This window comes from Flavobacterium sp. LC2016-13 (genome assembly GCF_009707955.1).
Classification (GTDB): domain Bacteria; phylum Bacteroidota; class Bacteroidia; order Flavobacteriales; family Flavobacteriaceae; genus Flavobacterium.
Genome location: NZ_WMDQ01000005.1, coordinates 202,528 through 214,840 on the forward strand (window position 1 = coordinate 202,528; position 12,313 = coordinate 214,840).

11 protein-coding genes and 1 tRNA gene are annotated in these 12,313 nt (G+C 33.7%); 2 read left to right on the forward strand and 10 right to left on the reverse strand.

Features of this window, described 5'->3' with window-relative positions; translation table 11 throughout:
* Positions 1 to 504: 504 nt before the first annotated feature.
* On the reverse strand, positions 505 to 1,116 hold the full coding sequence (locus GKZ86_RS12535) for a 50S ribosomal protein L25/general stress protein Ctc (RefSeq protein WP_154783453.1): 612 nt from the start codon (positions 1,114 to 1,116) through the stop codon (positions 505 to 507).
* Positions 1,117 to 1,237: 121 nt separating this feature from the next.
* Positions 1,238 to 2,179 (reverse strand): ribose-phosphate pyrophosphokinase, encoded by a 942-nt coding sequence (locus tag GKZ86_RS12540; RefSeq protein ID WP_154783454.1) that lies wholly within the window; start codon positions 2,177 to 2,179, stop codon positions 1,238 to 1,240.
* A 229-nt stretch (positions 2,180 to 2,408) separates the two neighbouring features.
* On the opposite strand from GKZ86_RS12540, the gene GKZ86_RS12545 reads away from it, so the two are divergent.
* Positions 2,409 to 2,488: transfer RNA gene (locus GKZ86_RS12545), tRNA-Leu, on the forward strand.
* A gap of 182 nt (positions 2,489 to 2,670) precedes the next feature.
* Here GKZ86_RS12545 and GKZ86_RS12550 read toward each other — a convergent pair.
* The 8 genes from GKZ86_RS12550 to GKZ86_RS12585 form a co-directional block, all read right to left on the reverse strand.
* On the reverse strand, positions 2,671 to 3,081 hold the full coding sequence (locus GKZ86_RS12550; RefSeq protein ID WP_154783455.1) for a hypothetical protein: 411 nt from the start codon (positions 3,079 to 3,081) through the stop codon (positions 2,671 to 2,673).
* The gene (locus GKZ86_RS12555; RefSeq protein ID WP_154783456.1) at positions 3,078 to 3,635 is read right to left on the reverse strand and encodes a Panacea domain-containing protein; all 558 of its coding nucleotides are present in this window, start codon (positions 3,633 to 3,635) and stop codon (positions 3,078 to 3,080) included. Before GKZ86_RS12555 ends, GKZ86_RS12550 begins: the two co-directional genes overlap by 4 nt.
* Positions 3,636 to 3,766: 131 nt before the next feature.
* Positions 3,767 to 4,237 (reverse strand): OsmC family protein, encoded by a 471-nt coding sequence (locus GKZ86_RS12560; protein WP_154783457.1) that lies wholly within the window; start codon positions 4,235 to 4,237, stop codon positions 3,767 to 3,769.
* A gap of 75 nt (positions 4,238 to 4,312) precedes the next feature.
* A complete protein-coding gene (locus GKZ86_RS12565) occupies positions 4,313 to 5,191 on the reverse strand; it encodes an alpha/beta fold hydrolase (RefSeq protein ID WP_154783458.1) in 879 nt (292 codons plus the stop codon).
* Positions 5,192 to 5,362: 171 nt separating this feature from the next.
* Positions 5,363 to 6,547, reverse strand: coding sequence for an aldose epimerase family protein (locus GKZ86_RS12570; protein WP_154783459.1), 1,185 nt, complete (start codon positions 6,545 to 6,547; stop codon positions 5,363 to 5,365).
* A gap of 108 nt (positions 6,548 to 6,655) precedes the next feature.
* Positions 6,656 to 8,164 carry an L-arabinose isomerase gene (araA, locus tag GKZ86_RS12575; protein WP_154783460.1) on the reverse strand — a complete coding sequence of 503 codons (1,509 nt, stop codon included), beginning with the start codon at positions 8,162 to 8,164 and terminating at the stop codon, positions 6,656 to 6,658.
* Positions 8,165 to 8,329: 165 nt separating this feature from the next.
* Complete coding sequence (locus tag GKZ86_RS12580) at positions 8,330 to 9,031, reverse strand: L-ribulose-5-phosphate 4-epimerase (protein WP_154783461.1); 702 nt, start codon at positions 9,029 to 9,031, stop codon at positions 8,330 to 8,332.
* Positions 9,015 to 10,706 carry a ribulokinase gene (locus tag GKZ86_RS12585; protein WP_154783462.1) on the reverse strand — a complete coding sequence of 564 codons (1,692 nt, stop codon included), beginning with the start codon at positions 10,704 to 10,706 and terminating at the stop codon, positions 9,015 to 9,017. The genes GKZ86_RS12580 and GKZ86_RS12585 overlap by 17 nt, the downstream gene beginning before the upstream one ends.
* Before the next feature lie 634 nt (positions 10,707 to 11,340).
* On the opposite strand from GKZ86_RS12585, the gene GKZ86_RS12590 reads away from it, so the two are divergent.
* Entirely contained in the window at positions 11,341 to 12,030 is a 690-nt protein-coding gene (locus GKZ86_RS12590) for an NUDIX domain-containing protein (RefSeq protein WP_154783463.1), read from the forward strand.
* Positions 12,031 to 12,313: the final 283 nt, after the last annotated feature.

A 12,313-nucleotide genomic window follows, 5' to 3' on the forward strand; every position in this document is an offset into this window, starting at 1 on the left:
AGAGCGCAAAAGTTTTTACGTAAAGCTCACTAGGAAAAGCTTTCACGCAGATTTGGCTGATTTGAGCAGATTTTTATTTTCATTTTTCAGACTGAGCGAAGTCGAAGCCTCGCAAAGTAATTGACTTTAGATTGTTGAGCTACTTACGGTCCTTCGACTTCGCTCAGATGACAAGATTGTGCCAAAACCTTTGCAACTTTGTCGCTCTGAACCTTTGAATCTCTTTTCTCATAAAAACAAAACTCCTGGCCAGCCCTGACAGAAGCGGCATCCTTTTTACTGCTCCTTTAGCAGTAAAAAGATACAGCGGATGGCAGGAACATGAGGTCTTGAAAAAATTGAGAGTTTCTGCTTCGAAAAAAACTAACCAAAAATCACGAGGAGGTTCGACTTCGCTCAGCTTGACATCTTAAAGCTTAGAGTTTTAGAACCTCAGCATCTCAGAACCTCAAAAAAAAAGCACCAATCTTTCGATTGGTGCTTTTTGTATTGATTTGAAAAAAATTATTTTTTCTTTCCTTTTGCAGGAGCTTTTGCAGCTTTTGCAGCTTCTTGAGCAGCTTTCATAGCAGCACGAGAAATTCTTACCTGAGCAACAACAGTGTTCTCCGGGTGCATAATTTTAAATTCTGGAGCACCAACTTTAGTAACATATAATTTGTTACCCATTTCAAGTGGAGTAATGTCAGCTTCAACAAAATCAGGAAGATCTTTAGGTAAAGCTTTAACTTTTAATTTACGAGTGTTTAAACGTAAAACACCTCCAGCAAGAACACCTTTTGATGTACCAACAACTTTTACAGGAACTTCCATAGTGATTTCTTTGTCATCAAATAATTGAAAGAAGTCAATGTGTAAAATTTTGTCAGATACTGGGTGAACCTGAATGTCTTGCAAAATTGCATTGAATGATTTTCCTTTTCCAAGCTCAATCACAACTGTGTGTGCATTTGGAGTGTAAACCAAGTTTTTGAACGCTGCAGCGTCTGCTGAGAAGTGTACTGCCTGATTTCCTCCGTATAACACGCAAGGAACCGCTCCAGCATTACGTAAGGCTTTAGTTGACACTTTGCCTACGCTTTCTCTTTCTGATCCTTTAATTGTAATCGATTTCATTGTAAAAAAAATATAGTTATTAATAAATATTCTAATTTGCTGTAAGCTTTAAGCAATATGCTTTAGGCTTTTTTGTAATTGTGAAATAGCTTACGGCTTAAAGCCTAAAGCATATAGCCTTTTACATTATAAATTTTCCACTGATGGAATTGTTGTGGTGCACCATGTGCATAACTTCGGCAAAAAGAGGTGCACAACTCACTACTCTGATTTTCTTTGATTCTCTCTTTAACGGAATTGAATCGGTAACTATTAACTCGCTTAATTTTGAGTTTTCAATTTTTTCGTAAGCGTTTCCGGATAAAATAGCGTGTGTACAAATTGCTCTAACGCTTAATGCTCCTTTTTCGATCATTAAATCTGCCGCTTTCGCTAATGTTCCACCCGTATCGATCATGTCGTCTACTAATATTACGTTACGCCCTTTTACTTCACCAATTAGCTCCATAGTGTCGATAACGTTGGCTGCTTTTCTTTGTTTGTAACAGATTACTACATCTGATTCCAGAAACTTAGAGTAAGCATATGCTCTTTTTGAACCTCCCATATCCGGAGATGCAATTGTTAGATTATCTAATTTTAAACTTTCTACGTATGGTAAAAAGATTGTAGATGCAAATAAATGATCTACTGGTTTTTCGAAAAACCCTTGAATTTGATCAGCGTGCAAATCCATTGTCATTACTCTTGTCGCTCCTGCAGCATCTAATAAATTAGCTACTAATTTTGCTCCAATCGGAACTCTTGGTTTATCTTTTCTATCTTGTCTTGCCCAACCAAAATAAGGCATAACAGCTGTAATGTGTCTTGCAGATGCGCGTTTTGCTGCATCAATCATTAATAACAATTCCATCAAATTATCAGCAGTTGGAAAAGTTGAGCATACGATAAAAACACGTAATCCTCTGATTGACTCTTCGTAAGATGGTTGAAATTCTCCATCACTGTACGTTGACATCGTTACTTTGCCTAGTGGAATTCCGTATTGTTCGGCAATTTTCTCTGCAAGGTAAACACTTTGTGAACAAGCAAAAATTTTAGCTTCTGGTTCTAGGTGCGACATTATAATTTGTTGTTTTGTAGTTAGTTGTGTGTGCTTCGTTTTAACGAGGTGCAAATTTAGAAAATTTATTGGACACTGAAAGGAAATATTTAAGTATTTTTAGTAGAAAATTTAATTTTAATTTTTACATTTGCACCGTGTTAAAGGAATAAGCACATTTATGACATCATAATCACTTATTCTATTGCGTTAAAATAATTGATTTATTAATTATTTTTTCGTCTGCTAAGCCCGGATGGCGGAATTGGTAGACGCGCTGGTCTCAAACACCTGTGGGAAACCGTGCCGGTTCGACTCCGGCTCCGGGTACTTTAAAAAACCGTAATAATATTGCAAATCAATATTTTACGGTTTTTTTTTATTTTTAACCACCAAAAGATTTAAAAAGGGTTATTATTAAGATGTCAAAAATAATTTAATTCAATTTTATAAAATTAAATGACTATTGAAAAAGACATTTTTTAAAGAAAAGGTTTCAGATCGATTTTTTTTTAAGGAATTGGAATTTGAAAATAGTAATATAGTTCTTCTGCTGTTAATAAACCTGAATTAACAAATGCATCTTTTACCACAACTAAATCACCAGCATCTAGAATTCCTAAAAATCTACACATACCATTACCTTCCAAGTCATTTAATTTCTGAACAGAAATTGCATTATGCTCGTCACAAGCAACAAAAGAATCATGACTAAGAAATCTATTTTTATTTTGAGTAATCGGAATATGTAAAGAAACTAAATGCGGTTTTTTATTAATTATGAATTGATTTATTTTAGAATTTATAAAAGGAGCACATACATAAGTACCCAGCAATGTAACTCCAACTATAACAATATACTTATCATGATCAATATGCTGAAAACTTACAGCATAAACCTCTCCAATAGTTGGAGATATCACTTGTCAAAAATTTTTTTTGTTTCAGCTCTATCTTTTAAGTAATGTATGTATTCATCTTCAATCCCTTTTTCTCTTAAGATATTCTCAAAAGACAAACCTCTTCCCATAATAGCATTATTCCATGCAAAATCATGAGATTTATCTCTTATAGTAGGGTAGTCAAGAGTTCCATTTTCATCTATTGACATATCCAAATATCTTAAATCTGTTTTTGAAAGTTGATTTAAATTGGGCTCTAAGTTTGCCTTAATAAAACAATAATGTTCGACACTAAAAAATTTTGAAAACTTTCCATCAGTATCTTTATAATATCCATTACCTCTAATTGTTTTAAAAATATCATATAGATTTGAAGGAACGGGACCATCTTCCATTTTAATATAATTATCGCCTGTAATAGGCCTTCCATAATCAGCGAAATGGTTCCTATCAGCAAAATATAGTAACTTAAAAATTTTATGAAAATCTTTACGGTCTATTTTGCTTACAATGTATAAGACAGCATTAATTGTCTTATCTTCATTGAAATGTATATTTAAATCGTTGTTTATCACTTTGCAAAGATACGAATTAAATCCATATTTATTAACTTTTACAGGATGTTATTAACAATTTATAACAATGCTAGACATTAGTTTTTGCTGAAACAACACATAATATTGTTAATATTAATAACACAAAGACTTTATGCAACCCCACAACTCGCCTCATGCAAAACAGGAAAATTGCAGGAATTAGCAATAAAACACAATTGATTTGCTTTTTCATGAAGTTCTAATGCCAATTGAATTTGATCAGGATTTGAGATTTTAACTTTCGGATTTAACCGAACCTCAACAAAACGTCCACTTCCGTCTTCAGAAACTTCCAGCGTTGCTTCGGCGTTGTCTGAATATTCAATTACTTCTATTTTATTTTGAGAACATACATATAAGTATGACATCATGTGACAGGAAACCAAACTGCTTAAAAGTAAATCTTCGGGATTGTATAAAGCGGGATCTCCTTTGAAGGCTTTTGCTGCCGAAACATCTAAAACAGGTTTTCCTTCAATAACGATTTTATGGCTTTTGCTATAGAATTTTGAAGCTGATTGTTCGGGATTTGGGTTTGAAGTCCAGTTTACTTCTGCTTTGAATGTGTGTTTGAAAGTCATTTTTTGTTTTTTTAGCCACGAATTAAATGAAGTTGAAATTCATGGCTAAAATAACACAATTCTGTTGATCCAATTTTATTTATCCCATTTAGTAAAATCTGAATCTGGTCTTTTAAAAGGTTCTGATAAAAACTTATTTGCTATTGCATTAAATACTTCCGGACTTGAAGCCGGAGCAAAATGCGTCTCTCCAGACATAATGCATAATTGTGCTTTAGGTATATTTTCGAAAATTTCAACGGTATGCTCATTTCTGATTACGTCTCTATCTCCAGCTATTACAAGCACTTTTGCTTTTATTTTTGATAAATCTTTAGTTGCAATATTAGGCTGATATGCCAAAAGTCCAGTAAGTTGTTTCAGCAGATTCCAATTCTCACTAGTGTCTTTTTCTTTAATTTTTGAAATAGTCAATTTCCTAAAATTCTGAACATATTTTGTCGCCCACGAATAAATAGCTGTAGAATCAGGTCGTAAATTGGCACCCATCGCTATGATTTTCTTTATTTTTGACTTCCCTGAAATCCCCATTTGTAATCCAACAATTCCTCCGTCACTCCATCCAATAATACTTATTGAATCTAGTTTTAAGTGATTAACTAATGCTTCAGTATCTTTTGTCATTTGGACAAATGTTAAAGAATCTGTTTTCAACTCTGATTTGCCTTGTCCTCTACTATCAAGAGCAATAACTCTGTATTTACTTTTAAAATAAGCAATCTGATTTCCCATTGTTTCAATACTTCCACTATTTCCGTGAATCAATAACAACGGTTCTCCTTTTCCATATTCTTCATAGTAAATTTTAGCTCCATTGAGTTCGACAAACTTTCCGACAGCGGTATTGTTACCATAAGGCGTGTCAAATTTAGAATTCATTTGAACCTGAGCACTTGCGATTCCAAATACTGAAGATGTTAATAACAGAAGTAATGCTTTAATTGGGTTTTTCATTTACGAATGGTTTTTATAATAGTTATCTTTCAAATATAAGAAAGAATTGAATAAATTAACAAAATCCTTACAAATCATAATGCATTTTAATAATTACAAATAAAAAAACCTCGAAAGCATTGCTTTTCGAGGTTTCTTAGAGAATTACTAACTAATTAAATAATCCTAAAACTATTTCTGTACAGAAAATTTGAAAGTCGTTTTAGTTTTATAATTTTCTCCCGGGTTTAAAACCGTTGTTGGGAAATTTTTCTGATTTGGAGAATCAGGATAATGTTCTGTTTCTAAACATAATCCGGTTCTGTGTGCGTACGTTTTTCCGTCTCGCGTTGGCAAAGTTCCGTCAAGGAAATTTCCTGAATAAAACTGAATTCCAGGCTCATCCGTTGTCATTTCCAAAACTCTTCCGCTTGCTGCGTGATATACTTTTGCAATGATTGTTTTTCCTTTTTCAGGATTGTTCAAAACCCAGCAATGATCGTATCCTTTTCCTCTTTCTAATTGTTCGTTTTTAGCTTCGATGTCTTTTCCAATTAATTTTGATTTTCTGAAATCGAAAGGTGTATTGGCAACATCTTCTAGTTTTCCTGTTGGAATTAAAGTTGCATCAACCGGAACAATTTTATCAGCATTTAAAGTCAATTCGTGATCCAGAATTGTTTTTGTAAAATCGCCGGATAAATTGAAATATGAATGTTGTGTTAAATTCACAACCGTTGTTTTATCAGTTGTTGCTTCATACAAAACTTCTAACTGATTATCATTTGTTAATGTATAGGTTACAAAAACTTTTAAAGTTCCAGGATAGCCTTCTTCCATATCTTTACTTACATAAGATAATTTTAAAGAAGCTGCATCGCCAGATTTTACCTCATCAGCTTTCCAGACAACATTAAAATATCCTTGCGGTCCACCGTGCAAAGCATTTGGCGCATTATTTATGGCTAATTGATATTCTTTTCCGTCAAGAGAAAATTTACCTTTTGCAATTCGGTTTCCGTATCTTCCGATTAAAGCTCCGAAGAAAGGATTTTCTTTTTCATATTGTGCCAAAGAAGTAAATCCGATCACTACATTTTCAGAAACCCCTCCTTTATTAGGTACTTTCAAATCTGTAATTCTGCCGCCAAAAGTGATAATGTCAACTTCCATTCCATTTTGGTTTTTCAGTTTATAACTCTCGACTTTTTCTCCTTTCGCAGTAGTTCCGTAATCTGATTTATCGATTGTAACTAAAGCTTTTCCTTCAGTGGCAACTTTTTCTGTGTCAGCTTTTTTATCGCTTTTACATTGAACTGAAATTATAGCCAAACTCAAAAGGCTTAATCCGAAAACACAACGTTTTAATACATTCATAAATGGTAATTTTAAGTTAGTAAAGTCTTAAAGTCAAAAGTCTTAAAGTCTGGAATTTCAAAGTTAGGAAAATCTTTAAGACTTTATGACATTAGACTTTTGACTCATTTAAAGCCCATGTTGAAACAAATGGAAATATGCTTCATTAGCATTGATTTTGTCTTTAAACTCTCTTACAGTAGTTTTTTCATCAATAACCAATAATTCGATTCCGGCAATATCTGCGAAATCTTCCATGTATTCTGTTGTCAAGGACTGACTGTAAACAGTATGATGTGCTCCACCAGCAAGAATCCAAGCTGTTGCAGCGATATCAAGGTTTGGCTTACAATCCCATAAAACTCTCGCAACCGGTAATTTTGGTAATTCAGCCAATGGTTTTATTGCTTCAACTTCGTTTACAATTAAACGGAAACGAGTTCCCATATCTACTAAAGAAACATTGATTGCATCTCCTGCAGGAGAGTTAAATACCAAACGAGCAGGATCTTCTTTTCCTCCAATTCCTAAAGGATGCACTTCGCAAGAAGGTTTTCCGTCTGCAATTGATGGGCAAATCTCTAACATGTGCGATCCTAAAACATATGATTTTTGCGGCGTGAAATGATACGTATAATCTTCCATAAAAGATGTTCCGCCTTCAAGACCAATATTCATTACTTTTAAAGCTCTCACCATTGCAGCCGTTTTCCAGTCTCCTTCTCCACCAAAACCGTAACCATCGGCCATTAATCTTTGTGTTGCAATTCCCGGTAATTGTTTCCAAACACCAAGGTTTTCAAATGTATCTGTAAAAGCACCAAAACCTCCTTCTTCAAGAAAAGCTCTTAATCCTAATTCGATTTTTGCAGCTTCAACTAAAGAACTTCTTTGTGCTCCGCCTTCTTTTAAAGAATCCGTTAAAGTATAAGATGATTCGTAAACGGCTAATAAATCAGCTAATTGTTTGTCTGTTACTTTTTCGATATGTTTCGTAACATCCGAAGAATCGTATCCGTTTACCGAAACGCCAAAACGAATTTGAGCTTCAACTTTGTCTCCTTCAGTTACGGCAACTTCACGCATATTGTCTCCAATACGAGCGACTTTTAAGTTTTGAAGTTCATCCCAACCTAAAACGACTCTTGACCAGATCCCTAATTTTTTCTGAACTCTTTCGTCTTCCCAATGTCCAACAACAACTTTACGTTTTTTGCGCATTCTTGACATGATAAAACCAAATTCACGATCTCCGTGAGCGGATTGATTCAGGTTCATGAAATCCATGTCGATAGATCCCCACGGAATTTCAGCATTATATTGTGTATGCAAATGACATAATGGTTTTTTCAAAATACTCAAACCGCCAATCCACATTTTTGCCGGAGAAAAAGTATGCATCCAGGCAATAATTCCGATGCAGTTTTTAGCCGAATTTGCAGCCAAACAAACATCTAAAATCTGAGAAGGAGATTTTACCACATCTTTATAAACCACTTTTACCGGAATACTAGATGATGCATCTAATCCTTTTGCAATTATCTGAGAATGTTCTGCTACTTTTCTAAGTGTTTCTTCACCGTATAATTCCTGGCTTCCTACTACAAACCATACTTCTTTTTGAGATATATCTATCATTTTTTATTTTGTTTCAAGTTTTCTTTGTTTCAAGTTTCAAGTTTGAAATGCGGAAAATCTTATTGTTATATATTATTTTTTGCTTAAAGTTTTATTTATTTGCAGGTTCAATGTTCAACGTTCCAACAACTTGAAACAAAATAAACCTGAAACCTGAAACAAAAACTATTGTCCGTAATACGAATCTTTGCCGTGTTTACGGTTGTAATGTTTCTTTATTAATGAGTCTTTTAATCTTGGTGCATTTGGGTTTATTTGTAAAGTCAGGTAAGCCATTTCTGCCACGACTTCCAGAACTTTACTATTATAAACTGCTTTTGCTGCGTTTTTCCCCCAAGCAAAAGGACCGTGATTTCCTATCAAAACCATTTCTACTTCTTCGTATGAAAGATTTTTTTCTTTGAAACAATCTAGAATCTGAATTCCTGTATTGTGTTCATAGTTTCCTTCGATAAGCGAATCTGCCATTGGCGGCGCGCATGGAATATCTGAAGTTAAATGATCTGCATGTGTGGTTCCGAATATTGGAATATCACGTTGCGATTGTGCCCAAGCCACAGAATAAGTTGCGTGCGTATGTGCAACGCCTCCAATATTTGGCCAGTTTTTATATAAATAAGCATGCGTTTTGGTGTCTGATGACGGACGCATTGTTCCTTCGATAATGTTATTATCAAAATCGACAATTACGATATCTTCGGGTTTTAAATCTTCATACGGAACGCCGCTTGGTTTAATGGCAAAAACACCATTTTTTCTGTCTACTGCGCTTACATTTCCAAAAGTGTATACCACCAAATTCAATGCGTTTAACTGCATATTGGCTTCGTAACATTCCTGCTTTAAATCTTTATATTGAGAACTCATGTTGCGATATTTTAATAGTTGGATCTTCGTAAGCGCTTAATTGATCATAAGCCAAAAGCAGTTTATGATAAGCTGCTACTTTATCTAATTGAGGGAAATATTCTCCGTCGAAATCACTTCCTATTTTTTGGCTTGCTTCGATTACGTTTGGATAAATTCTGGCTGCAACTGCTGCATAAATAGCCGCTCCTAAAGCCGGAGTTTGGTCTGAAGCTGCGATTTTAATTGGCTTGTTTAAAACATTTGCCAAAGTCTGCATAATAAAAGGAGACTTACGGGCAACGCCACCAATTCCGATAACGCTGTCAATTTTTACACCTTCTTCTTCAAAACGGTCTACGATTTTCTTCGCTCCAAAACAAATAGCGTTTACTAAAGCTTTGAAAATATGTGGTGCTTTTGTTCCTAAGGATAAATTCGAAATTGCGCTTTTTAATTCCTGATTTGCATCAGGAGTTCTTCTTCCGTTAATCCAGTCCAATGCAATTGGAAGACTATCTGAAACCGGAATTTTCTCTGCTTCTTTTGTTAATTCTACAATTAATTTATCGCTGAATTCTTCTCTTAACTGCTCTTTTTGAGCATCATTTAAAAGTGACGAAGAACCTAATAAATGTTCTGTTGGCCAAAGCAACAATTCTTTGTACCAAGCCAATAAATCTCCAAAAGCAGATTGTCCCGCTTCCAAACCAATAAATCCTGGAATAACTGATCCATCAACTTGTCCGCAGATTCCGCGAACGGTTTTTGTTCCTACTTCATCATAAGAACCAACCAGAATATCACAGGTTGAAGTTCCCATAACACGAACCAAAGTATTTTCTCCAATTTTAGCTCCAACAGCTCCAGAATGTGCATCGAAAGTTCCAACAGCAATAACTGTATCAGTCGAAAGTCCTAAACGATCTGCCCATTCTTTGCTTAAATTTCCGGCAACTAAATCTGATGTATACGTTTCATCATATAAATTACCCCGAAGCGTTGCTAAATACGGATGTAGTTTTTCTAAGAATTCAACAGGAGGAAGTCCGTTCCAGTCTTCATGCCACATAGCTTTGTGACCTGCGGCGCAACGGCTTCTTTTAAACTTTTTTAGATCTTTATCTTCAATTAATAAATACGTCATTAAATCACAGTGTTCCATCCAGGTATGTGCTGCATTTCTAACCGCTTCATCTTCTCTGGCAATGTGCAGTATTTTTGCCCAAAACCATTCTGATGAATAAATTCCGCCAACATATTTGGTTACGTTTTCTCCGCCCCAGCTTACTGCCAATTCGTTGATTTCGTTTGCTTCATTTATAGATGTATGATCTTTCCATAAGACCATCATTGCATTTGGGTTTTCTTCAAAACCTTTTGTCAACGCTAACGGAATTCCTTCTTTGGTTACGGGAACAGGAGAAGATCCTGTTGTATCAATACATATTCCGCGTATTTGCGAAGGATCTACTTTGCTTTCTTTTATTACAGTTTGAATTGTAATTTCCAAACCTTCGATATGATCTAAAGGATGCTGACGAAATTGATTTATCGATGCATCACAATATTGTTTGTTTTTCCATCTTTTATAATGAGAAACATTTGATGCTAATTCCTGTCCATTTTCAGTATCTATTAGCATCGCGCGAACAGAATCTGTTCCGTAGTCTAACCCAATGACGTAATTTTTCATTCGAAATTCATTTTTAATGACGACAAATATAATTATAAATATTTTATAAGTGTACAATAAACACTTAACAAAAACGACGTGAGTAATTTTTACAAATAATGCATTAAAACGGGTATTTGAAGTTAAAACAAAAAATAAACGTTAGTTATACATTTATTCTGTTGCGATAATTTCATAATAATTTTAAAACACTAATTGAGCAATTGTTAATTTTCCCTGAACTTTAATTTCACTCTTGTCTTTTTTCTGTCTATTCAGTTTAAGATTCAAAGAATTTTCGCTTCTTATTCGTCTTTTTCTGTTTGATTTACTTACAGAAATATTTAATAAATATTTTTAATAAGTGTTTTTTACACATTTGTAAAATTAGCTAAAATAAAACCGCAAAAACAAATTAAATTCGTAAAAAAGATAAAATAAAAATACATTTCGCAAATGAAGTGTGAAAAAACAGCCAAAAATGAATATTTTAGCCGTTGAATTATTTCTCAGGAATAATGCGCTAAGTATTTCTAATTTTAATTAGTGCTGAAATCGAATTATACTAAAAGTATTTTTTACAAGTGTAAAGTATACATTAATAAATTATGAAACCTGTCAGGAAGTTTATATATTTACCAATAAATTATTGAATATGCTAAACAGTTATAGCTCTGCCGATAAGGTCTTATTAGCAGTAGATTGTATCATTTTTGGATTTGACAGCCAGGGGCTGAAAATTCTTCTGATTCAAAGGGATTTTGAACCTGAAAAGGGGAAATGGTCTTTGATTGGTGGATTTTTAAAACGTGACGAGATATTAGATAATGCAGCTATTAGAATCCTGAATACCTACACTGGTTTACACGATATCTATATGGAGCAGTTATATGCTTATAGCGAAATTGATCGTGACCCTGTTGAAAGAACAATTTCTGTCTCTTATTTTGCTTTGATTAATATTGAAAATCATAATACGGAACTTATTAAAAATTACCATGCTGAATGGTTTCCTATTGCCGAAGCGCCGCATTTAATTTTTGACCATAACGAAATGGTAGAATATGCTATTCGAAGATTACGTTACAGAACTTCTATTAAACCAATTGGTTTTGAATTGCTGCCGGAAAAATTCACGATGCGTCAATTGCTGGAATTATATGAAGCTATTTTGAGCAAAGAATTAGATAAACGAAACTTTATCAGTAAGATTAATTCTTTAGAAATTTTAAATAAATTAGACGAAAAGGATATGCAGTCTTCTCGAAAAGGTTCTTATCTATATACTTTCAACAAAGAAAAATACGAAGAAAAATTGCTGAACGATTTTGTATTAAATCTTTAAAATGTTTCACGCAGATTTTACATATAAGGCCAGTTTTTTTCATTTCTAAAATCTGCCTAAAAAAACAAACCCTGAAAGCTACAAACTCTCAGGGTTTTTCCTTCAATAAAACTACTATTAAAAAACTACAAATTAATTTGTATGAAATTTTACATTATCCAATGCTAAAAAAATAAGTGTAGAATTTACATTTACAAATGTATGTAAAATAATTTCATTAAAACAAGAAATGTTTCTTTTATTTTTTTAATTAAAAAGCTGACGATTTAATAAACATAAATGT